Origin of the sequence: Methylobacterium sp. 391_Methyba4 (assembly GCF_029691625.1) — a bacterium.
In the GTDB taxonomy this organism is placed as follows: domain Bacteria; phylum Pseudomonadota; class Alphaproteobacteria; order Rhizobiales; family Beijerinckiaceae; genus Methylobacterium; species Methylobacterium fujisawaense.
This window is the reverse complement of sequence record NZ_CP121475.1, coordinates 4289275-4310000: the sequence shown is the minus strand read 5'-3', so window position 1 is coordinate 4310000 and position 20726 is coordinate 4289275. Positions and strand designations below refer to the sequence as shown.

The 20726-nt window shown below is 69.6% G+C and carries 22 protein-coding genes; 13 read left to right on the top strand and 9 right to left on the bottom strand.

Annotated elements, in window-relative coordinates; translation table 11 throughout:
• Positions 1-267 precede the first annotated feature (267 nt).
• The 3 genes from P9K36_RS20255 (at position 268) to P9K36_RS20245 (ending at position 3328) form a co-directional block, all read left to right on the top strand.
• On the top strand, positions 268-963 hold the full coding sequence (locus P9K36_RS20255) for a response regulator transcription factor (protein WP_043354572.1): 696 nt from the start codon (positions 268-270) through the stop codon (positions 961-963).
• A complete protein-coding gene (locus P9K36_RS20250) occupies positions 960-2468 on the top strand; it encodes an ATP-binding protein (RefSeq protein ID WP_278305876.1) in 1509 nt (502 codons plus the stop codon). The genes P9K36_RS20255 and P9K36_RS20250 overlap by 4 nt, the downstream gene beginning before the upstream one ends.
• A 74-nt stretch (positions 2469-2542) precedes the next feature.
• A complete protein-coding gene (locus P9K36_RS20245) occupies positions 2543-3328 on the top strand; it encodes a 3-hydroxybutyrate dehydrogenase (RefSeq protein ID WP_043758827.1) in 786 nt (261 codons plus the stop codon).
• A 173-nt stretch (positions 3329-3501) separates the two neighbouring features.
• Here the strand turns inward: P9K36_RS20245 and P9K36_RS20240 are convergent, their stop codons facing one another.
• Both P9K36_RS20240 and meaB read right to left on the bottom strand, forming a co-directional pair.
• On the bottom strand, positions 3502-3879 hold the full coding sequence (locus P9K36_RS20240; protein ID WP_043354576.1) for a CsbD family protein: 378 nt from the start codon (positions 3877-3879) through the stop codon (positions 3502-3504).
• A gap of 144 nt (positions 3880-4023) precedes the next feature.
• Positions 4024-5010, bottom strand: a complete 987-nt coding sequence (meaB, locus tag P9K36_RS20235; RefSeq protein ID WP_043387707.1) for a methylmalonyl Co-A mutase-associated GTPase MeaB — start codon at positions 5008-5010, stop codon at positions 4024-4026.
• Between the two features lie 190 nt (positions 5011-5200).
• On the opposite strand from meaB, the gene P9K36_RS20230 reads away from it, so the two are divergent.
• Entirely contained in the window at positions 5201-6229 is a 1029-nt protein-coding gene (locus tag P9K36_RS20230) for an alpha/beta hydrolase (RefSeq protein WP_043354580.1), read from the top strand.
• A gap of 11 nt (positions 6230-6240) precedes the next feature.
• Here the strand turns inward: P9K36_RS20230 and P9K36_RS20225 are convergent, their stop codons facing one another.
• Entirely contained in the window at positions 6241-7125 is an 885-nt protein-coding gene (locus tag P9K36_RS20225; RefSeq protein ID WP_278305875.1) for a transglutaminase family protein, read from the bottom strand.
• A 250-nt stretch (positions 7126-7375) separates the two neighbouring features.
• Between P9K36_RS20225 and P9K36_RS20220 the strand changes: the two genes are divergently transcribed.
• The 3 genes from P9K36_RS20220 (at position 7376) to P9K36_RS20210 (ending at position 9466) form a co-directional block, all read left to right on the top strand.
• Positions 7376-7711 carry a hypothetical protein gene (locus P9K36_RS20220; RefSeq protein WP_043387705.1) on the top strand — a complete coding sequence of 112 codons (336 nt, stop codon included), beginning with the start codon at positions 7376-7378 and terminating at the stop codon, positions 7709-7711.
• A gap of 69 nt (positions 7712-7780) precedes the next feature.
• On the top strand, positions 7781-8293 hold the full coding sequence (locus P9K36_RS20215; protein WP_043387704.1) for a DUF533 domain-containing protein: 513 nt from the start codon (positions 7781-7783) through the stop codon (positions 8291-8293).
• 162 nt (positions 8294-8455) lie between these two features.
• Positions 8456-9466 (top strand): esterase, encoded by a 1011-nt coding sequence (locus P9K36_RS20210; protein WP_278305874.1) that lies wholly within the window; start codon positions 8456-8458, stop codon positions 9464-9466.
• Positions 9467-9640: 174 nt separating this feature from the next.
• On the opposite strand, the gene P9K36_RS20205 is transcribed toward P9K36_RS20210, so the two are convergent.
• Both P9K36_RS20205 and P9K36_RS20200 read right to left on the bottom strand, forming a co-directional pair.
• Positions 9641-10822 (bottom strand): pyridoxal phosphate-dependent aminotransferase, encoded by a 1182-nt coding sequence (locus P9K36_RS20205; RefSeq protein WP_043354409.1) that lies wholly within the window; start codon positions 10820-10822, stop codon positions 9641-9643.
• Between the two features lie 23 nt (positions 10823-10845).
• Complete coding sequence (locus tag P9K36_RS20200; protein WP_043354407.1) at positions 10846-11037, bottom strand: hypothetical protein; 192 nt, start codon at positions 11035-11037, stop codon at positions 10846-10848.
• A 249-nt stretch (positions 11038-11286) separates the two neighbouring features.
• Here P9K36_RS20200 and P9K36_RS20195 point away from each other — a divergent pair, with 249 nt between their 5' ends.
• Positions 11287-11520: a hypothetical protein gene (locus P9K36_RS20195; RefSeq protein WP_236952712.1), complete on the top strand. Its 234-nt coding sequence runs from the start codon at positions 11287-11289 to the stop codon at positions 11518-11520.
• A 6-nt stretch (positions 11521-11526) separates the two neighbouring features.
• Here P9K36_RS20195 and P9K36_RS20190 read toward each other — a convergent pair whose 3' ends face one another.
• On the bottom strand, positions 11527-12924 hold the full coding sequence (locus P9K36_RS20190; RefSeq protein ID WP_043354403.1) for an ATP-binding protein: 1398 nt from the start codon (positions 12922-12924) through the stop codon (positions 11527-11529).
• Positions 12925-13203: 279 nt separating this feature from the next.
• Between P9K36_RS20190 and P9K36_RS20185 the strand changes: the two genes are divergently transcribed.
• Genes P9K36_RS20185 through P9K36_RS20170 form a run of 4 tightly spaced genes read left to right on the top strand, consistent with a single transcriptional unit; the run spans position 13204 to position 15888 of the window.
• Entirely contained in the window at positions 13204-13527 is a 324-nt protein-coding gene (locus P9K36_RS20185; RefSeq protein WP_043354401.1) for an XdhC family protein, read from the top strand.
• Positions 13527-14228 (top strand): XdhC family protein, encoded by a 702-nt coding sequence (locus P9K36_RS20180; RefSeq protein ID WP_043354399.1) that lies wholly within the window; start codon positions 13527-13529, stop codon positions 14226-14228. Before P9K36_RS20185 ends, P9K36_RS20180 begins: the two co-directional genes overlap by 1 nt.
• The gene (locus P9K36_RS20175) at positions 14225-15268 is read left to right on the top strand and encodes a molybdopterin-binding protein (RefSeq protein WP_278305873.1); all 1044 of its coding nucleotides are present in this window, start codon (positions 14225-14227) and stop codon (positions 15266-15268) included. Before P9K36_RS20180 ends, P9K36_RS20175 begins: the two co-directional genes overlap by 4 nt.
• A 20-nt stretch (positions 15269-15288) precedes the next feature.
• On the top strand, positions 15289-15888 hold the full coding sequence (locus P9K36_RS20170; protein WP_278305872.1) for a nucleotidyltransferase family protein: 600 nt from the start codon (positions 15289-15291) through the stop codon (positions 15886-15888).
• A 76-nt stretch (positions 15889-15964) separates the two neighbouring features.
• On the opposite strand, the gene P9K36_RS20165 is transcribed toward P9K36_RS20170, so the two are convergent.
• Positions 15965-16171: a DUF2256 domain-containing protein gene (locus P9K36_RS20165; protein ID WP_278305871.1), complete on the bottom strand. Its 207-nt coding sequence runs from the start codon at positions 16169-16171 to the stop codon at positions 15965-15967.
• Positions 16172-16187: 16 nt separating this feature from the next.
• On the bottom strand, positions 16188-17381 hold the full coding sequence (locus tag P9K36_RS20160; protein WP_278305870.1) for an OpgC domain-containing protein: 1194 nt from the start codon (positions 17379-17381) through the stop codon (positions 16188-16190).
• Between the two features lie 284 nt (positions 17382-17665).
• Between P9K36_RS20160 and P9K36_RS20155 the strand changes: the two genes are divergently transcribed.
• Positions 17666-18613 (top strand): NAD(P)-dependent oxidoreductase, encoded by a 948-nt coding sequence (locus P9K36_RS20155; RefSeq protein WP_278305869.1) that lies wholly within the window; start codon positions 17666-17668, stop codon positions 18611-18613.
• A 325-nt stretch (positions 18614-18938) separates the two neighbouring features.
• Here P9K36_RS20155 and ettA read toward each other — a convergent pair whose 3' ends face one another.
• On the bottom strand, positions 18939-20591 hold the full coding sequence (gene ettA, locus P9K36_RS20150; protein WP_043354390.1) for an energy-dependent translational throttle protein EttA: 1653 nt from the start codon (positions 20589-20591) through the stop codon (positions 18939-18941).
• Positions 20592-20726: the final 135 nt, after the last annotated feature.

The following is a 20726-nucleotide window of genomic DNA, read 5'->3' as shown; positions in this document are numbered from 1 at the left end:
CCGACGACGCCTTACCGCGAAGTCATCTCCCCGCGATCATCCGGTAATCGATCGCCTGCAATCATCCTCACACCGCGCATGGTCCACGGCCCACGCGGACGAAGCCGGTGACGGATCTCGCGCCCTCCGAGTCGTCCGCGCCCCGCTTCGGAACGGGCCGAGGTCCGCGACCTCGGCCCGTTCAGCCCGAGAGGGGAGGGGAGCGACTTGACCATGTTGATGGAGATACGTTCCCCCGACCCACGCGGCGCGCTATGGAACGGGGCCATGCGACTGCTCATCATCGAGGACGATCAGGAGGCTGCGGCCTATCTCGTCAAGGCCTTCCGTGAGACCGGCCATGTCGCCGACAGCGCGCATGACGGCCTCGACGGTTACGCGCTGGCCCGCGAGGGTGACTACGACGTGCTGATCGTCGACCGGATGCTGCCGAAGCTCGATGGCCTGTCGCTGATCCGGTCGTTGCGCGAGCAGAACGTCGCGACCCCGACGCTGATCCTGTCGGCACTCGGGCAGGTCGACGACCGGGTGAAGGGGCTGCGCGCCGGGGGCGACGATTATCTGCCGAAGCCCTATGCCTTCTCGGAACTGCTGGCTCGCACCGAGGCGCTGGCCCGGCGGCAGGCCGGCTCGGGAGCCGCCGAGGAGACGCGCTACCGGATCGGCGACCTAGAACTCGACCGTCTGTCCCATCGGGTGACCCGGGCCGGCCGCGAGATCCCGTTGCAGCCCCGCGAATTCCGTCTTCTCGAATACCTGATGCGGCATGCGGGCCAGGTCGTGACACGCACGATGCTGCTGGAGCATGTCTGGGACTATCACTTCGATCCGCAGACCAACGTCATCGACGTTCACGTCTCGCGCCTGCGCAGCAAGCTCGACAAGGGGTTCGCGTCCCCGATCATCCATACGGTTCGGGGTGCCGGCTATGTCCTGCGCTTCGAGGAGGGCGCCTCCGGGTGAGCGCGGTTCCGGCTGACGCGCTGGTCGCCCGCGAGACGGGGGCTGCGCGCTTCCAGAAGCTGTTCCGCACCACCGCCTTCAAGCTGTCGCTGGCCTATCTGGCGATCTTCGCCCTCTGCGCATTCCTGGCGCTGGGCTACGTCGCTTGGAATGCCCGCGCGGTACTCGACGACCAGATCGTCTCGACGATCGATGCCGAGATCAACGGCCTGTCGGAACAATACAATGCCGGCGGTCTACGGCGGCTGATCAGCGTGGTGGAGCGGCGCTCGCGCGAGCCGGGGGCCTCGCTCTACCTCGTGACGACGGCCGGCGGCGACCATGTGGTCGGCAATGTCGGCTACGTGCCCGCCGCCGTGCTGGCGACCCCAGGTCAGACCGAAACGCGCTACGGCCGCAACGAGTCCGATGCCGAGGCGCATCAGGCGATCGTGCGGGTCTTCACCCTGCCGGGCGGATTCCGGCTGCTCGTCGGGCGCGACACCGAAGAGCGCGACCGTCTGCGGGCGGTGATCGGGCGCGCCTTCCTCACCTCGCTCGCCGCCGTCGTGCTCCTCGGCGTGATCGGCGGCTGGCTGGCAGCGAGCCGGGTGCTGCGCCGGGTCGATGCCATGACCCAGACCACCCGCGCGATCATGGCGGGCGATCTCGACGACCGGCTCCCTGTGGCGGGAAACGGCGACGAACTCGACCGCCTCGCGTCGAGCCTCAACCTGATGCTGGAGCGGATCGGCGAGCTGATGCGCGGCATGCGGGAGGTCTCCGACAACATCGCCCACGACCTCAAGACGCCGTTGACCCGCCTGCGCAACCGCGCCGACGAGGCCCTGCGCCGGGCCTCGACGACGGAGGAATTGCGCGCGGCGCTGGAAGCCGTGATCGACGAAGGCGACGGATTGATCCGGGTGTTCAATGCCCTTCTGATGATCGCGCGGCTCGAAGCCGGGTCTGCCCGGGAGATGCTGGGACCGCTGGATATCGGCCAGACGGTGCGGAGCGTCGGCGAACTCTACGAGGCGGTCGCCGAGGATCAGGGGCTGACGCTCGCGGTGCGCGCGCAGGACGCCCTCACCATCGCGGGCAACCGCGAGCTGATCGGGCAAGCCCTCGCCAACCTCATCGACAACGCCCTGAAATACGGGGCCGAATCCGCCGGAGCGGAGGCCAGCGTGACGCTGGAGGCATGGCGCGACGGCGAGACGATCCGCCTTGCCGTGTCCGATCATGGACCGGGCATCCCCGAAGCGGAGCGGGCCCGCGTCCTCGGTCGCTTCGTGCGCCTGGAGGATGCCCGTTCGCGACCGGGCTTCGGGCTGGGCCTCAGCCTCGTCAACGCCGTGGTGCGCCTGCATCACGGGACCCTGCGGCTCTTCGACAACGCCCCAGGGCTGCGGGTCGAGATCGGCCTTCCGGCTTCACCGCGCCCGCAGACGGAAGCCGGTGACATCCTGCCCGCACCGGCATCGGGCGACCCTGTGCCGGCGTCCCCGTCCCGCGCTAGTTAGGTCGCGACCTGTCCCGCTGCGACCGCGCCGTCTTCCCATTCGCTCGGCAGCGCGCCCGAGTTCCAGGAGGCTCCATGACCCTCAAGACCAAGACCGCCCTCGTCACCGGCTCGACCAGCGGCATCGGACTTGCCATCGCGCGCGCCCTTGCGGCCGAGGGAGCCAACGTCGTGCTCAACGGGTTCGGGGACGCGACCGCCATCGAGGAAACGCGGGCCGGGATCGAAAGCGCCTACGGGGTCAAGGTCCACTATTCGTCCGCCGACATGAGCAAGCCCGAGGCGATCAACGCCATGGTGCGCGAGGCGGAGGGCGCTTTCGGATCCGTCGACGTGCTGGTCAACAATGCCGGGATCCAGTTCGTATCGCCGATCGAGGACTTTCCGGCCGACAAGTGGGAGCAGATCATCGCGATCAACCTGTCCTCGGCCTTCCACACGATGCATGCGGCAATTCCCGGGATGAAGGCACGCGGCTGGGGCCGGATCATCAACACCGCTTCGGCCCATTCGCTGGTGGCCTCGCCGTTCAAGTCGGCCTACGTGGCGGCCAAGCACGGGATCGCGGGCCTGAGCAAGGCGGCGGCATTGGAACTCGCGCCCCACAAGATCACGGTGAACTGCATTTCGCCCGGTTACGTCTGGACGCCCCTCGTGGAGTCGCAGATTCCCGACACGATGAAGGCCCGCGGTCTGACCAAGGAGCAGGTGATCGAAGACGTGATGCTGAAGGCGCAGCCGACCAAGGAATTCGTCACCGTTGATCAGGTCGCCGCACTGGCGGTGTTCCTGTGCTCCGATGCGGCGAGCCAGATCACCGGCGCCAATATCAGCATGGATGGCGGCTGGACCGCGCAGTAGCGGCGTCCACTGCTGCGTTCCGGAAGGCAGGGCCCGTCACCCGGGGGCTGACACCTTCCGTATCGACACCCTCGGTATCATGGGCGTTCCGCAGCCGTCAGATCAGCCGCGACGATCGGGCGGAGCCTGTGGGATGGCGGCCCCGCCCGGCTTCAGGTGGGGCCGCTCCTCGGTCAGCGGCGGCCGTGGACCAGCAGGGCGAGGCCGTAGCCCACCGCGCCGGCGATCAGCAGGGCGACCAGGGGATTCTCTTCCACGCGGGCGCCGACGGCGGCACGCCCGTCGCGGAGGTAGGAACCGCTCCGCTCATAGGCCTCACCCGCGATGTCGCCGGCGCGGTCATACGCGTCGCTGGCGACGTCGCCGGCCCGGTCGGCGATGTCGCGCGCCTTGTCCTTCACCTGGCCGTAGACGTTCTGCGCCTCGCCCTGGGCCTCGCGGAACCGACCCTCGACCGAGTCGCGGTTCGAGCCCGCGAAATCTCCGGCCGCGCCCTGAACCTTGCCGACGGCCTCCTTGGCGCCGCCGACGATCCGATCCGTATCCACCATGGCACTCTCCTGGACGTGAGCGCGGCGCCGCGACGCGGGCGTCGCTCGTTACGCCGTCGTCCACCGAACGCGCGAGATGGCGTTTGTGCCCCCGGCCGCCATGAAATTATGCGCGGCCAGCGTTTCCGCGGTAGACGGGATAGGTCAGAGGCCGATCAGCTCGGCGATGGCCGCGGCGCCGGCGGCGGGGGATGTCTCGCCCCGCGCCACACCCGCCTCCGCCTCGGCCGTGCGGCGCCGGACCTCCGGGGACCCGACGAGGCGCTGGTGCAGACGCTCGTCCACTAGCGCCCACATCCACTTCACGTCCTGGGTCCGGCGCTTCGCCTGGATCTCTCCGGTGGCGGTGAGCTTCTCCCGGTGGTCGACGATCTTCGCCCACAGCGCGTCGAGACGCAGATTGTGGAAGCCCGAGATCGTCACCACCGGCGGCGTCCAGGTGGCGGAGGCCGGGGTGAGGATGTGCAACGCCGCACGGTATTCCGAAGCCGCTGCATTGGCCCGCTGCTCGGCCTCGCCAACATCGGCCTTGTTGACCGCGATCATGTCGGCGAGTTCGAGGATGCCCTTCTTGATGCCCTGGAGCTCGTCGCCCGCTCCGGGCAGCATCAGCACCAGGAAGAAGTCGGTCAGGTCGGCCACCGCCGTCTCCGACTGGCCAACGCCGACCGTCTCGACGAGGATCACGTCGAAGCCCGCGGCCTCGCAGAGAAGCATGGTCTCGCGAGTCTTGGCCGCCACGCCGCCGAGCGTTCCGGAGGACGGGGAGGGGCGGATGAAGGCGTTGGGATCGTGCGACAGCCGCGCCATCCGGGTCTTGTCGCCCAGGATCGAGCCGCCGGTCCGGGAAGAGGACGGATCGACCGCCAGCACCGCCACCTTGTGGCCGGCCTCGGTCAGGTTCGAGCCCAGGGCGTCGATGGTGGTCGACTTGCCGACGCCGGGCACGCCGGTGATCCCGACGCGGATCGCCCGACCGGTTTCGGGCAGAACCGAATCGATGAGATCCGCCGCCAGGGCCCGGTGATCGGCACGCTTGGACTCGGCCAGCGTGATGGCCCGGGCCAGCGCGGCGCGGTCGCCGCGCAGCAGGCGCTCGCGAAGGCTCTGAATGTCGATGGACGGCGTCATGGTCCCTTCATGGCTGCGGCGACGGCTGCCGTCGAGGGGGAGGGCACCGGCACCGGGGGATGGGCCGGCTGTGGCCCGTCCACCACAAGCCCGGTCATGCCCGCTATTCACGCCGACCTGCCGTGATCGTGCCCCGCGATGGTCACGATCCTGGGCGACGGAGGGCACCCCGCCCGAGCGCAACCGGATCATGTCGAGCCAGATCGTCTCACGTCGCGTCCTTCTCCGGTTCGGAGCTCTCGCGGGCGCCGCGGGTCTCGCCCCGTCGCTCGGCGCCTGCGTCACCGACGATCTCGGGACCGGCGCGGCCTTGCCCGAAAAGCAATCGGCCCTCGACGTCATGCCGGTGTTGCTGGTCGCCACGACCCGCAAGCCCGTGGGCAATCCGCCCCGGCCGCCGTATTTCAGCAGCGACCGCGGCCGCGGCCTGAGCTTCGCGGAGGTGCGCCTGTCGCCGCCCGACCGCTCGCTCCTCGGCAAGGTCTCGTCCGTCATCACCGGCGACTGGACGATCGGCGCGGTGCCGAAATTCGAGACGGGATCCGGTGCCGCCACAGCCTTCTCGCAGGCGGCCCTCGGGCGGGACGTGCTGATCTACGTCCACGGCTACCGCGAATCGTTCGAATCGGCCGCGATCAGCGCGGCCAGGCTCTCGGACGGCATCCGCTTCGGCGGCGTCTCCGGCCTGTTCACGTGGCCGTCGGCGGCTGCGACCCTCGATTACAATTACGATCGCGAGAGCGCCCTCTGGTCGCGCGACGCCTTCGAGGACCTGCTCAAGGCGCTGGCCGCCTCGCCGAGCGGCGGCCGCATCAACATCGTCGCGCACTCGATGGGCACGCTCCTCACGCTCGAGACCCTGCGCTTGCTCCGCGCCGAGGCCGGCGAGGCCGCGATGGCGCGGATCGGAGCCGTGGTGCTGGCCGCACCCGACATCGATTTCGACCTGTTCTCCAACGGCGTCGCCCGCCTTGGACCCGATGTCTCGAAGATCACGGTGATCTCCTCCACCAACGACCGGGCGCTCGAACTCTCCGCCGCCCTGGCGGGGGGCGTGCGGGCGGGCGCGGCCGATCGCGCCAAGCTCGAGGCACTCGGCGTGCGCGTCGCCGACGCCTCCGATTACGGCGGCGGCCTGATCAACCACGACCTGTTCCTCTCGAATCCGGATGTGCAGGGGGTGGTCAAGCGCGCCATAGCCCGGGGCGCCGGGGTGTAGGCGCGCCGCGCTCACCCCATCCGGGTCGTCATGCTCTGCGGCGGCAGGGGTTCCTCCGGCAGGATCGGCGCGTCGCCGGAGGCGTCCAGATGGTCGATCCGGTCGGCCCAGACCCGGAAGCCCACGAGGGGATTCGGTCCGAACGTGTGGGTCAGCGGCACATCCGCGGCGTCGCGGCCGTAGGCGACCATGACCCGGCCGATCCGCGGGGCGTTGTTGCGCGGGTCGAACACGTGCCAGCGCCCGCCGAGATAGACCTCCATCCAGGCGGCGAAATCGCCCGTCGGGTGCGGCTCGGGCTCGCCGATGAAGCTGACATAACCGGTGCAGTAGCGGGTCGGGATGTTCAGCGCGCGACAGAAGGCCACGGCCAGGTGGGTGAAGTCCCGGCAGACGCCGCGGCGACCCGCATAGGCATCCTGCGCCGTGCGGTCGCCGTGAGCGAATTCGTAGCCGAACGCGATGTGGTCGTGCACGAAATCGCAGACCGCCTGCACCCGGCTCCAGCCGGGCTCGGTATGGCCGAACAAGCGCCACGCCTCGTCGGCCAGCAGATCCGATTCGCAGTACCGGCTGGGCAGCAGGAACACGATGGTTTCGGCCGGCAGGTCCTCGATCGCGTGCTGCTTGGCCTCCGGGTGCACCGGGTCCGGGCGCCCGTCATCGTCGATCACTGCGTCCGTGCCGATCGTGAAGCTCCCGGCCGGCGCGCTCAGCCGCGCGCACAGGTTGCCGAAACCGTCGCGATAGAGGTCGACCGGCACGGGCGGCTCGGTGCGCAGCGTGTCGGGGGCCTCCAGGGCGCCCGCCCGGGTGGGATGCACGTTCAGCATGACCACCATCGGTACGGGATAGGGGAAGGCGTAGCGCATCTCGCAGCCGAGCCTGATCCGCATCCGCGGTGATCCTTCTTCGCGTCCGAGTTTCATCGCCACCGCTGCCCCGCAGGATCCGCGCCATGGCTTTCGGGCCGGTGGAGGCGGGATGGGCTTGGCGGCCGTCCGGTTCACCCCTACAGCATCCGCGCGCGGCGCTCATGGCTGCCGGGGGGAGCATCCGTGGTTCTTCCCGGGGCAGCGCGTCGCACCCGTGGGTCAGCCTGCTGAATGGGCGCGCCTGAGGACGGTTACGAGAAGGATGCCGGCCATGTTCACGCTCGAGATCGACGGCACCGCCGTTGCGGTGATCAACAGCGACGAGGCGTCCGCCAAGGACCTCTTCACCTGTGACGGATTCAAGGAAGACATCCGGACCATGACGACGGGCGGCAAGCCGCTCTGGAACGGCACGTCGCCGCTCAAGGTCCGGGCGGCCACCGAGGACGAGGTCGAGATCTTCGAGGACGCGCTGGCAGAGGACGACGGCGAGGGCGATTTCGTCGACGATCCCCATCACACCGAGACCGATTCGGACGACGCCGATGAGGCCGACATCGTCTTCTTGGTGGATATCGACGAGGACGAGGATGAGGCCGATGCCTGAGCGCGGCTGAACCCGAGCGCCTCCCGGGTTGTTTCCGATCCGAATCGGATTCAATCCCGGGAGGTTGGCATGGCTGACAGCAGACGGATCGTCGACGCACTGGTGCGTTCCAGGAGCGGCGGTCTAGCCGCCGGCGCGGCCCTCGGAGGCTTGGCGCTGATCGGCAGCCTCGCCTACCGGGCCTTGCGCGGTGCCCCACCGCCCGAGTCGGGCGGCCCGGACTTCACCGAGATCGATGAGGACGAAGCCCGGCTGATGCTGCGAGCCATGGTGGCGGCCACGACGGCCGACGGCATGGTCGACGCGGCCGAGCGGAAGCGCCTCGATACGGCCGTCGCGGATGCGGGCCTCGATCCCGACGGGCGATCCTGGCTCGATCGGGAGCTCGCGGATCCCGCCGACGTCGACGAGATCGCCGAGCGGGTCGCAAGCCCCGATGCGGCGGCGCGGATCTTCGCGGCGGCGCGGCTCGCCATCGATCCCGATACGCTCCAGGAGCGTCAATTCCTGAAGATGCTGGCCGAGGCCCTCGATCTTCCCGCCGACGCGATCGACCGGGTCGAGCGCAACATCGCGGCCTGACCGGCAACCGGACGGGCGCGGGGAACTCCCATTGCCGCCGAGCTTCATGCTAGGCTTCCGGTCGGGAACGGGTCCGGACTGGCCCTTCGCGGGAGGACGGGACATTTCATGTCGGGACTGTCAGTGCCTGCGCGCGGGCGCGTCTGGCGGAGCGCCTGTGCCTTGGTCGGTGCGATGCTGATCGGCGGCGGAATCGCCCGTGCCGCCGAACCGGCCGCCGGCCCCCTGACCATTGCCGAGCAGGGCAGTTTCTTCGTCGGCGGCCGTGACGTTCAGTCCGACACGCTGTCGACGCTGCCGGCCTACGCACCCTCCGGCACGATCAGCGTCGACCAGATCTATGTCCGCTATCAGGTTCCGGTGACGACCGGACGGCCGCCTCTGGTGCTGATCCACGGCTGCTGCCTCACCGGCAAGACCTGGGAGACGACGCCGGACGGACGCATGGGCTGGGACGAGTACTTCGTCCGGCGCGGCTTCCCGACCTACGTGATCGATCAGGCCTGGCGCGGTCGCTCGGCGGCGAGCCCGGCCCAGATCAACGCGGTGAAGATGGGGCGGGCCGACCCGAACGCGCTGCCGCCGGTCTTCTTGGCCGGGCGCGAGCCGGCCTGGGCGATCTTCCGGTTCGGGCCGGAATACCCGAAGGTGTTTCCCGACATGCAGTTCCCCCTGGAGGCCCAGGGCGAGTTCTGGAAGCAGATGGTCCCGGACTGGTCGGCCGCCCTCCCGGTGCCGAACCCCACTGTGCCGGCCCTGTCGGAACTGGCCAAGAAGCTCAAAGGTGCGGTGCTGATCTCCCACTCTCAATCGGGGATCTACCCGTTCCAGACCGCGTCCCTCGACCGGTCGGGCATCCGCGCCATCGTCGCCATCGAGCCGGCCGCGTGCCCGGACCCGGCGAAGGACGATCTCGCGCCCTACAGGGACCTGCCGATCCTCGTCCTCTTCGGCGATTACGTCGACGCCTCGCCCCGCTGGGCGCCGCGGCTCAAGCAGTGCCGCAGCTTCGTGGCGGCGGCGAATGCCGCGGGCGGCCGGGCGGAGCTGATCCTGCTGCCGGAGATCGGCATCCACGGCAATTCGCACATGCTGATGCAGGACAAGAACAGCCTCGATATCGCCGATTGGCTGGCGGGCTGGATCGACAAGCGGGCCCCCGGCAAGTCGTAGGGAAGCCCGGTCGGACACCCGGTCGATCCTACCCGTCGCCGCGCCTGCGGCAGCGGGCCTCGAAGGCGGGTTTCAGGAATCATCGAGGGATCCGGAAGCGCCTTCGGGCCTCCCCCGCGCTCCGGCACCTCAGGGTGAGGGCGCGACGAAGGGCTTTTCCGACCCGACGGAAAGTCAGGCCGGCTTCTGCTCGCTGAGGAACGTGCCCATCCGGTCCAATGCACGTCGGATGTTCTCGGCCGAGTTGGCATAGGACAGACGGATGTAGCCCTCGCCGTGGACGCCGAAATCCGGGCCGCCGATCACCGCGACGCCCGCTTCTTCCAGAAGGGCCGACGCCAGCGCCTTCGCCTTCCAGCCGGTCCGGGAGATATTCGGGAAGGCGTAGAACGCGCCCTTGGGCGCGATGCACGACACGCCCGGCAAGGCGTTCAGACCGTCCACCACGATCGTCCGGCGCCGGTCGAATTCGGCGACCATCTCGGTCACGCAGTCCTGGGGGCCGTCCAGCGCCGCGATGCCGGCCCACTGGGTCGCCGCGTTGACGCAGGAATGCGCGTTGACGGCGAGCTTGCGGGCCGCGTCGTAGAGCGGCTTCGGCCAGACCGACCAGCCGAGGCGCCAACCGGTCATCGCGTAGGTCTTCGACGCGCCGTCGAGGTAGACGAGCCGGTCGCGGATCTCGGGATACTTGAGCAGCGAGTGATGGGTCTCGCCGTCGTAGGTCATGGTGCCGTAGATCTCGTCCGACAGCACGGCGACGTCGGGGTGCTCGGCCAGGCCCTTCACCAGGGCGTCGATCTCGGCTTTCGGTGTCACGCCGCCCGTCGGGTTGGCGGGTGAGTTGACGATCAGCAGCCGGGTCTTCGGCGTGATCAGCGCCAGGGTCTCGGTCGCCGAGAAGGCGAAACCGTTCTCCTCGCGGATCGGCACGGGGACCGGCGTCGCGCCCGTGAACTCGATCATCGAGCGGTAGATCGGGAAGCCGGGGTCCGGATACAGGATCTCGGTTCCGGGCGCGCCGAACATCAGGATCGCCATGAACATGGTGACCTTGCCGCCGGGCACGATCATCACGGATTCGGGGGAGACCTCGACGCCGTGGCGGCGATGGATGTCGCGGGCCACCGCCTCGCGCAGCGGCGGAATGCCCACCGCCGGCGTGTAGCCGTGGTGGCCGTCGCGCAGGGCCTTGATGCCCGCCTCGACCACGTGCGCGGGGGTCGGCATGTCCGGCTGGCCGATACCGAGGTTGATCACGTCCCGGCCCTGCGCGGCGAGGGCTTGGGCGCGGGCCAGCACCGCGAAGGCGTTTTCCTCGCCGATACGCGAGAAGGCCGGAACCACCTGCAGCATCGCGCCCTCCGGGCGGTGGGATCTCAGTGCTTGGACCGCTCGGAGAGCTTCATCGCACCGAACGACATCGCCACCGCGATCGCGCCCAGGATCACGAAGGTCTTCACGGAGGCGTAGAACAGGTCCGGGTTGATGCCTTCGTCGGTGTAGAGCACGAGCCCGATGGCCGCGAGCGGCAGCGAGAGCAGGATGAAGAGCGGGACGAGCGGGTTCATGTGCGGCACTCGAAATCCGGCGCGCGGCTGACCGCGGCCCTGGGAAAACGACCCTGCATATCACCGTGCTGCGAAGGTTGGGACCCCGGAATCGGCAGTTTTTCGCCGGCTCGTCCGAACGCTCATGGATGTGCAATCATTTGGCGCGAGAGTATCGCCTCTCAAAGGCGGGCATGTATGCGTCGGGCATCGGTCAGTGGGAATGGGAAGGGCACGGGGGCTTCGGACCCCGCGACCTCCGGCGTCGACATGCTGGTCCTCCATATCGGGAAGCTGCTGCGCCACCCCGCCTACCGGCGTGAATCGATCGTGAGCGCCCTCCTGCTGCGCCACTTGCCGCACGATGCCGGCTACGCGTGGCACGGCGAGGCGAGCCTGCGCACCCGGCTCGTCGGCGCCGGCCTCGACGAGGCCAGCCTCGATCATCTCATCCGGAATGTGCAGGCCGAGCACCTGCGCCTGCGCCGGCCCGCCGATGCCTGATCCGGCCTAGGCCGGAACCCGGACGGTGGCCCGCAGACCCCCCAGGGGGCTGTCGTGCAGGGTGATGTCGCCGCCATGGGCGCGGGCGATGTCCCGCGCGATCGAGAGGCCCAGCCCGGAGCCGCCGGCGTCCTGGCGGGCGTCGTCGAGCCGCAGGAACGGCTTGAACACGTCCTCGCGGCTCTCGGCCGGAATGCCCGGCCCGTCGTCGTCGATGGAGACGAAGAAGGTCCGGGCCTCCAGTCGGCCGGAGATCGCCACCGTCTCGCCGTAGCGCACGGCGTTGGCCGCGAGGTTGAACAGGCAACGCCGGAAGGCGCCCGGACGGACCGTGACCTCGGGCGTGCCGACGAGCTCCACGGCGGAGACATGGGCGCCGAGGCGCTCCACGTCGGTCCGCAGGTCCTCCAGCAGGGCGCGCATGTCCGTGGGCGTCGCGGGCTCGGCCGAGTCGCCCCGCGCGAAGGCGAGGTAGCCCTCCAGCATCCGGCTCATCTCATCCACGTCGCGGCTGAGATCCTCGATCTCGCTGGTCTGCTCGACCAGTGCCAGGGACAGGCGGAAGCGGGTGAGGATGGTGCGCAGGTCGTGGCTGACGCCGTTCAGCATCGTCGTGCGCTGCTCCATCGCCCGCTCGATCCGCCGCTTCATCTCGATGAAGGCGTGACCGGCTTGGCGCACCTCGCGGGCGCCGCGCGGGCGGAACTCGATCTCCCGGCCCTTGCCGAAGCCCTCCGCCACCGCGGCGAGGCGGAGGATGGGCTTGATCTGGTTGCGCAGGAACAGGATCGCGACGCCGAGCAGCACCAGCGATGAGCCGATCATCCAGACGAGGAAGATGTGCGAATTCGACGCGTAGGCTTGGCTGCGCCGCGCGGTGATGCGCATCACGCCGTCGGGAATTGCCACCCGGATCTCGATCAGGTTGGAGCGGCCGACCGTGTCGATCCAGAAGGGCCGGCGGATCTGGCGCTTGATCTCGTCCGAGAGGGCCTCGTCGAGGATCGAGAAGAACGGGCGCGGGCCCGGCGGCGGGAGCTTGGCCCCCTTGAGGATGTCGAGGTCGAGGTTCAGCCGTTCCCCGGCGATGCGCGAGAGGGTCTCGGCATCCTTGTCCTGCGGGTAGCTCTCGTAGATGTCGATCAAGGCGGCCACGTCTGCGGTCACCGCCGCCGACAGGCGCTTGGTCACGAGCTGCCAGTGCCGCTCCATGAAGGTGTAGGCGATCACCGACTGGAGCAGGACGACCGGCGCGATGATGATGATCAGCGAACGGGCGTAGAGGCCTTTCGGCAGGACGTCGCCGATCGCCCGGCTGATGCGCCGCCACAGGCGGTGCGGCGCGGAGCGCGGCGGCGGATCCTTGCGCAGCCTGCGCGCCAGAGCGGGATCGGGGGCGTTCACGTCACCCGGAGCACGCGCCGCTCCCTCCCGCGAAAGCAGGGACGGGTCGTCTGGCATGAACTCCGTTCGACGGTGGCGGACATGGTCTGAGCGGGGACGCTTGGCCGGCCTGTTATCGCATCCGCGCCGGGATCGGCCAAGGCGCGCGCACGACGGCCACAGGCCCGGTGCCCCGGGCGGTGGGCATGGTGTGCGAGTCGGAGGGCGCCTTGCACGGCGGCGCGTGGGCCATACCTGTGGGAAGCGGGGGCCACCCGCCGGCCGAAAGTCCACGAGGCCATGCTCAGCACCGATACAGACATCCTCTCCGCCGCCCAGTCCTGGCGGCGCGACGGTCGCGCCGTGGCGCTTGCCACCGTGATCGAGACCTGGGGCTCGGCGCCCCGGCCCGTGGGCAGCCACCTCGCGGTCGACGGCGACGGCAACTTCCTCGGCTCCGTCTCGGGAGGCTGCGTCGAGGGCGCGGTCATCACCGAGGCCCTCGAGGTGATCGAGGCCGGCACGCCGCGCGTCCTCGAATTCGGCGTCGCGGACGAGACGGCCTGGCGGGCCGGCCTGTCCTGCGGCGGGCGGATCCGGGTCTTCGTCGAGCGGGTCGACTGATGCGCAGCGACATCCTTGCGGCGCTGAACGACGAGCGCGCGGCCCGCCGCGCCGCGATCCTCGTCACCGACATCGCCGACGGCGCGCAGCGCCTCGTGCGCGAGTCGGACCTCGCCGTCGACCCCCTGGCCGACGTCCTGGCGAAACACCTTGCGTCCGGCAAGAGCGGCCTCGTCGAGGCTGACGGGCGGACCCTGTTCCTCACCGTGCAGGTGCCGCCGGTGCGGCTCGTGGTCGTCGGCGCCGTCCACATTTCGCAGGCCATGGCGCCGATGGCGGCCGGGCTCGACCTCGCGCTCACGGTGATCGACCCCCGCACCGCATTCGCCACGCCGGAGCGTTTCCCGGGCATCGCGCTGGTCGCCGAGTGGCCGGACGCCGCCCTCGGCACAACCGTCCCGGTGCTGGATCGCTACTGCGCCCTCGCAGCCCTGACCCACGATCCCAAGATCGACGATCCTGCGCTGAAGGCGGCCCTGGCGGCCGAGTGCTTCTACGTGGGCGCCCTCGGCTCCCGGAAGACCCACGCGGCCCGCGTCGCGCGGCTCACCGAGGCGGGGTTCACGCCCGCGCAGATCGGCCGGATCCACGCGCCGATCGGGCTCCCGATCGGCGCCGTCAGTCCCGCCGAGATCGCGCTGGCCGTGCTCGCCGAGGTGGTGGCGTGCCTGCGCCGCGCGCCCCGTCCGGAGGTCGCGTGAGGTTCGGGACCGTCCCGCTCGCCGAGGCGGGCGGACTGATCAGCGCGCATACGGTCCGGCGGGCTGACATCACCCTGCGCAAGGGGGCGGTGATCGGCCCGGAGGAGGCCGCCGGTCTCGCGCGGACCGGCCTCTCGGAGATCGTGGTGGCCGCCCTCGATCCAGGCGATGTCGGCGAGGACGACGCGGCCGCGCGGCTCGCCGGCTGTCTTCGCGGGGCGAACCTGCGTGTCGAGTCGCCGTTCACCGGCCGCTGCAACCTGTTCGCCGAGAGGCCCGGGGTGCTGACGCTCGACCCGACCCGGATCGAGGCCGTCAACGCCGTCGACGAGGCGGTGACGGTGGCGACGCTGCCGCGCTTCCGGCCGGTGATCGAGGGCGAAATGATCGCCACCGTGAAGATCATCCCCTACGCCGTGCCGGGCGCCGTGCTGGCCCGCGCCTGTGCAGCGGCCGGAGCCGACGCGCTGGCGGTGGCGACCTATCGCCGCCGCCGTGTGGGCGTGGTCTCGACGCGGCTGCCGAGCCTCAAGGAGGCCACCATCGACAAGACGCTCCGGGTTCTGGCCGAGCGTCTCGCCCCCACGGGCGCCGCGATCGTCGCCGAAGCCCGGATCCCCCACACCGACGACGCCGTGGCCGCTGCGGTGACCAATCTCATCGACGGAGCCGGGGCGGACCTCGTGGTTGTGTTCGGTGCCTCGGCCATCGCCGACCGCCGCGACGTCATCCCGGCCGGAATCGAGGCGGCCGGCGGGCATGTCGCCCACCTCGGCATGCCGGTCGATCCCGGCAACTTGCTCCTTGTCGGTGCCCGGGGCGACGTGCCGGTGGTCGGCGCCCCGGGCTGCGCGCGCTCGCCGAAGGAGAACGGATTCGACTGGATTCTGCACCGTCTGCTCGCAGATCTGGCCGTAACCCGCGCCGACATCGTCGCCCTCGGTGTCGGCGGTCTGTTGATGGAGATCGTCTCGCGTCCGCAGCCCCGCGCCGGCGGCGCGGTGACGGGGGACGCGCGCGATCCGGCGACAGACGATTGAGGCGGGAGAGGATCTCGGGGATGTCGGAGGTCGGCACGGTTCTGCTCGCCGCGGGCCTCGGCAGCCGGTTCGGCTCCGCGCCGAAGCTGCTCGCCCCCCTCGACGGCAAGCCGCTGGTGCGCCACGCGGCGGAGGCCGCCCTCGAGGCTGGTCCCCGCCCTGTGGTGGTCGTGCTGGGCGCCCACGCGGAGGCGGTCCGCGCGACGCTGGTCGGGCTGGACCTGATCCGGATCGACAATCCGGATTACCGTACCGGCTTGGCATCCTCGCTGCGCGCCGGTCTCGCGGCGTTGCCACCCCGCTGCATGGGCGCCGTGATCGTGCTGGGCGACATGCCGCGGGTCACGGCCGCCCATATCGACCGTCTCGTGAGCGCCTTCACGGAGGCCGCGGCGACTCCTGCTGCCGTGGTGCCGGTGCAGGACGGGCGGCGCGGCAATCCCGTCCTGCTCAACCTGCGTCGTCTCGGGGAGGAGATCGGCCGCCTCGCCGGCGACCACGGGGCCGGACCGCTGCTCAGGGGGCGGCCCGACGTGCTGGAGATCCCAGGCGATACGGCCACCGCCCTCGACATCGACACGCCGGCCGGGCTTGCCGCCCTGAGCCGTGGTCCGGCCTGAGCCATCGGTGCCCTCGGTGTGGGACGGATCGCGCCGACGGCCGTCCGTGCCTGCGGTCGATCCGGCGGCGCGCCGCCTATCCCTGTCGCGCGGTCGTGGGTCGGGTTTCTGCGCTCGCCCCGACGGTGCGCCCGCGCCCTGCCTTGGCCTCGGCCCGGCATCGGTCGGAGCAGTAGAGGACCTCGTCCCAGACGCGCGCCCACTTCTTGCGCCACGCGAACGGGCGGCCGCACTGGGCACAGACCTTCTCGGGCAGGTCACCCTTGCGGCGCATCGGCGGCATCGTCTCTCCTCGCGTCCTATCCCGGCCGGCGCAGGTCCTGGCCCGGAGCGGCGGCACCGCGGCGGCGCGCATCCAGGAGGTGCGCCAATCCGAGCATGACCGCGAGCCCGCCGAGATTGACCGCGATCTGCAGCGGCCATGTGGCGTCGAAGGTCCGATAGAGAATGCGGCCGATGAGCGCCGCCAGGCATCCGGCTGCGAAGATCTCGAGCGAGTGCCGGCCGCAGGCATCGATCAGGCGCAGCCGCCGCCACCGGCTGAGACGCGCCACCGCGGGTATGCTGAACAGCAGGTAGGCCAGGGCCAGCATGTTGATCAGGCGCAGGGGGCCGACATGGCTCTTGTCGGGGGCCCCGATCGACAGCGGCCGGAGGTCCGGCAGCCCCCATTCCGCCCAGGAGCCGCCCTGGAAGAAGGCGAAGGCGAGATAGGCCGAGGCCATGGCGACGGCCCAGCCACGCCACGGCAGCAATCCGTCCTGGCCCTGGACCCAGACGGCGAGGGCCGCTCCGAGCACGAACAGGAATTGCCACGCGAAGGGATTGAAGTACCAGCCCTCATCGACCGCCGCGGCGTTCGGCAGGTTCAGCTGATGATCGACGTTGGCGGCAATCCACAGGGTCGCCGACAGCGCCAGGACGCTCCAGATCCCGCGCCGCATCCCGAGATAGATCAGCGGAAATAGCGCCAGAAGGAGAATGTAGAGCGGCAGAATATCGAGGTAATTCGGGAGCGCGTTCAGCGCGAGGCCGCGCAGCAGGCCCGGCAGCAGCCCCATCTGCAGCAGGGGCGCGACGCCGAACCGCGGCGTGAGACCGGTGATGTCCATCCAGATCCGGACGATGACCAGGGTCGCCAAAAGCAGCCCCGCCTGGAACAGGTAGATGCGCAGACAGCGCTGCGCGATGCGCACCAGCGCCGTCCGGACGCCGGCTCGGCGGAAGAGTCCGCCATAGGCGATCATCGAGGAATAGCCGGCGAGCAGAACGAAGATCTCGGCCGCATCCGAGAATCCGAAATTGTGCAGCGTCAGCAGGGCCGGCGCGTTGCGCGGGATGTGGTCGACGAAGATCGTCAGCAGCGCCAGCCCGCGCACCACGTCGACCCGCGCGTCACGGACGGGCTTCGTGGGCCGCGTTCCGGCTTCCGGCGCGGGGATCGTCCGCTGCTTCGTGGCAGCGGGCCGCTCAAGATCGTCGACGCGCGTCACTCAGTTCATCACCGCGGCGGTCTCCGACCGGATGTGGGATACGGCAGAGTCCGCAGTGCAACAATAGCGCGCCTGCGGTGCGCGGCTGCGCCGATCACGCGCCTGTGTTCGGCCCGGCGCAGGGATCCGTCGCCCTGATGGTCCGACGCTCCGCGGAGCGCCTCGAGCCTCTCGCATCGCGGCTGAGCCCGGTATAGAGGCGGTGGGCGATCCCGGCTTCTCGCCCGCCATCGGGAGGGCCAAGGCCCGGGGCGCGCTATAGGGCAAGGTTCAGGGCAACGGCCATGCGCGTCCTCGTCACCGGAGCCGGAGACTATCTCGGCCGCCGCCTGCTCGAGGCGCTGCACAGGGGACTCCCGCCCGGCAGCTCCATCCTCGGCCTGGATCGGGCTCTGCAACCGCCCCTCGGCGGCGTGTCGCTGAGAGCCGTCGATCCGTTCGATGCCCACGAACTCGCCGAGACGATCGCCGCCTTCGACCCCACCATCGTGTTCCACTTGGCGGCGCTGGCGTCCGTGGCCCAGTCGAGCGAGACACCGTCCTATGCCTGGCGGGCCGAACTGCTCGGCACGCTGAACCTGGCCGAGGCGGTGGCGAAGACCCGCGCGGCCCTGGTGTTCCTCAGCTCGACCGTCGTCTACGGGGAGGCGTTCCGCGAGCAGGCACGTCCGGACGAGACCGTGACGCCGCGTCCCGACACCATCGCGGGCCGAACCAAGAACGCCTGCGAGTACATCCTGCGCGATGTCCTGGCGAATGCCGGCGTCAAGCATCTGGTGCTGCGACCATCGAACTACATCGGTGCGGGTCAGAGTGAGACGTTCGTGGTCGCCTCCTTCGCGGGGCAGATCGCCCGTATCGAGCGAGGCTTGGTGCCCCCGAGCCTGGAGGTTGGCGACCTCTCCGCCGGGCGCGATTTCGTCGACGTGGCCGATGTCACCGCGGCGTGCCTGCGCGTGATCGGACAGATCGACGACCTTCCGAATGGCGGAATCTTCAACGTGGGATCGGGGGTCGTGACGCCGGTCGCCGAGATCCTGGAGATGTTCCGCGGCATGACGGGCGCGCGCTTCACCCTTTGGGTCTCGCCCGATCGGGTCCGGGCGGCGGGCGTGCGCAGCGAGGGCTGTGATTCCACGGCCTTCGCAACCGCCACCGGATGGACTCCAGCCATCCCGCTCTCGCGGAGCCTGTCCACCATTCTGTCGGAGGCCCGGGCTCAACTCGGATGAGGGCATATCGGGCGGCCGTCGATGCCGTCCCGGTCCCCGGGGTGGCACGCTCCGGCTCTGCAAGCGCTCCGGGAGCCCGCGCATCCGCCTTTCCCCCCGGGCGCAGGGGGGCACGACATCCGATCTCCCGGTCGCTCCGGCAATCTGCATCGCCGGAGCGCCGCAGAGGCTTTGAACCGAGGTCAGGGACCGCGCGACCGGCCGATGGATTCCTCTTGGCCGTGTTCAGAGCGTACCCGGGCGAGGTCCAGGGCTGGACCTCGCCCGTCAACGGCTATTCGGTTCCGGTCTCGCCGTTACGGCCCCGGAACGACGGGGCCGGTCCTCAGCGCGAGAACCGCTTGTACTTGATCTTCTTCGGCATGATCGAATCCGCTCCGAGTCGGCGCACCTTGTCGGCTTCGTATTCGGAGAAGTTGCCCTCGAACCATTCCACGTGGCTGTCGCCCTCGAAGGCGAGGATGTGCGTCGCGATGCGGTTCAGGAACCAGCGATCGTGGCTGATGATGACGGCGCAGCCGGCGTAGTCCTCCAGCGCGTCTTCGAGGGCGCGCAGGGTCTCCATGTCGAGGTCGTTGGTCGGCTCGTCGAGGAGCAGCACATTGGCGCCGCCCTTCAGGGTCCGCGCGAGGTGCACCCGGTTGCGCTCGCCGCCCGAGAGCGTGCCGACCTTCTTCTGCTGGTCGGGCCCCTTGAAGGCGAAGGCCGCGCAATAGGCACGCGAATTGATTTCGCGCTTGTTGAAATAGATGATGTCGTTGCCGCCCGAGACCTCCTGCCAGACCGTGGCGTTCGGATCGAGGGCGTCGCGGGACTGGTCGACGTAGCCGAGCTTCACCGTCTCGCCGATGTCGATCTTCCCGTTGTCGGGCTTCTCCTGGCCGGTGATCATCTTGAACAGCGTGGTCTTGCCGGCGCCGTTCGGGCCGATCACCCCGACGATGCCGCCCGGCGGCAGCTTGAATGACAGATCCTCGATCAGCAGCCGGTCGCCGAACGCCTTGCTGAGATGCTCGAACTCGATGACGTTGTTGCCGAGCCGCTCGTCGATCGGAATGACGATCTGGGCCGCGGCATCGATCTTCTGCGCCTGCTTGGCCACCAGCTCCTCGTAGCGGGTGATGCGGGCCTTCGACTTGGACTGGCGCGCCTTCGGGGAGGCAGCGATCCACTCCTGCTCGCGGGCGATGGAGCGCTGCCGGGCCATGTCCTCACGGCCCTCCTGCTCCAGGCGCTTCTGCTTCTGGACCAGCCACGCCGAATAGTTGCCCTCGTACGGGATGCCCTTTCCGCGATCGAGCTCCAGGATCCAGCTCGTGACGTTGTCGAGGAAGTAGCGATCGTGGGTCACGATCAGGATCGCGCCGGGATACTGGCGCAGGTGGCCCTCCAGCCAGTTCACCGTCTCGGCGTCGAGGTGGTTGGTCGGCTCGTCGAGGAGGAGCAGTTCCGGCTCCCACAGGAGGAGGCGGCACAGGGCGATGCGGCGCCGCTCGCCGCCCGACAGGGTGGCCACCGGCTGCTCGTCGCTCGGGCAGCCCAGGGCCTCCATGGCCTGATCGACCTTCGAATCGAGCTCCCAGAGGCCCAGCGACTCGATCCGGTCCTGGAGCTCGGTCATCTCGTCGGCCGTCTCCTCCGAGTAGTTCATGGCGAGTTCGTTGTAGCGGTCGAGCATGGCCTGCTTCTCGGCCACGCCCTCCATCACGTTCTCGCGGACGGTCTTGTTCGGATCGAGCTGGGGCTCCTGCGGCAGATAGCCGACGCGCGCACCCTGCGCGACCCAGCCGTCACCGGTGTATTCCTTGTCGAGGCCCGCCATGATCTTGAGCAGCGTCGACTTGCCGGCGCCGTTGATGCCCAGGACGCCGATCTTGGCGTCCGGGTAGAACGACAGGTTGACGTTATCCAGGACCTTCTTGCCGCCGGTATAGGCCTTGGTCAGGCCCCGCATGTGGTAGATAAATTCGCGAGCCATCGCGGATCGTCCTCGGCGCGTTGTTCGGGACTGCGCGGATCGTGCCAGCGGCACGGGTCAGGCACGGGGCATCAGTCCCCGTCCTGGACGCGCGTCCCTAAAATATAGGAATGACCCTGTCGGAGTATCAGGCCC

Bases quoted from the DNA above. Each gene is read 5' to 3' on its own strand.
- meaB (WP_043387707.1), bottom strand. From the start codon at position 5,010: ATGACGCCGTCCATCGACATTCAGAGCCTTCGCGAGCGCCTGCTGCGC.
- P9K36_RS20155 (WP_278305869.1), top strand. From the start codon at position 17,666: ATGCGCGTCCTCGTCACCGGAGCCGGAGACTATCTCGGCCGCCGCCTG.
- P9K36_RS20165 (WP_278305871.1), bottom strand. From the start codon at position 16,171: ATGCCGCCGATGCGCCGCAAGGGTGACCTGCCCGAGAAGGTCTGTGCC.
- P9K36_RS20245 (WP_043758827.1), top strand. From the start codon at position 2,543: ATGACCCTCAAGACCAAGACCGCCCTCGTCACCGGCTCGACCAGCGGC.
- P9K36_RS20170 (WP_278305872.1), top strand. From the start codon at position 15,289: ATGTCGGAGGTCGGCACGGTTCTGCTCGCCGCGGGCCTCGGCAGCCGG.
- P9K36_RS20200 (WP_043354407.1), bottom strand. From the start codon at position 11,037: ATGAACCCGCTCGTCCCGCTCTTCATCCTGCTCTCGCTGCCGCTCGCG.
- ettA (WP_043354390.1), bottom strand. From the start codon at position 20,591: ATGGCTCGCGAATTTATCTACCACATGCGGGGCCTGACCAAGGCCTAT.
- P9K36_RS20240 (WP_043354576.1), bottom strand. From the start codon at position 3,879: ATGGTGGATACGGATCGGATCGTCGGCGGCGCCAAGGAGGCCGTCGGC.
- P9K36_RS20185 (WP_043354401.1), top strand. From the start codon at position 13,204: ATGCTCAGCACCGATACAGACATCCTCTCCGCCGCCCAGTCCTGGCGG.
- P9K36_RS20180 (WP_043354399.1), top strand. From the start codon at position 13,527: ATGCGCAGCGACATCCTTGCGGCGCTGAACGACGAGCGCGCGGCCCGC.
- P9K36_RS20255 (WP_043354572.1), top strand. From the start codon at position 268: ATGCGACTGCTCATCATCGAGGACGATCAGGAGGCTGCGGCCTATCTC.
- P9K36_RS20225 (WP_278305875.1), bottom strand. From the start codon at position 7,125: ATGCGGATCAGGCTCGGCTGCGAGATGCGCTACGCCTTCCCCTATCCC.
- P9K36_RS20215 (WP_043387704.1), top strand. From the start codon at position 7,781: ATGGCTGACAGCAGACGGATCGTCGACGCACTGGTGCGTTCCAGGAGC.
- P9K36_RS20195 (WP_236952712.1), top strand. From the start codon at position 11,287: ATGCTGGTCCTCCATATCGGGAAGCTGCTGCGCCACCCCGCCTACCGG.
- P9K36_RS20230 (WP_043354580.1), top strand. From the start codon at position 5,201: ATGTCGAGCCAGATCGTCTCACGTCGCGTCCTTCTCCGGTTCGGAGCT.
- P9K36_RS20220 (WP_043387705.1), top strand. From the start codon at position 7,376: ATGTTCACGCTCGAGATCGACGGCACCGCCGTTGCGGTGATCAACAGC.
- P9K36_RS20205 (WP_043354409.1), bottom strand. From the start codon at position 10,822: ATGCTGCAGGTGGTTCCGGCCTTCTCGCGTATCGGCGAGGAAAACGCC.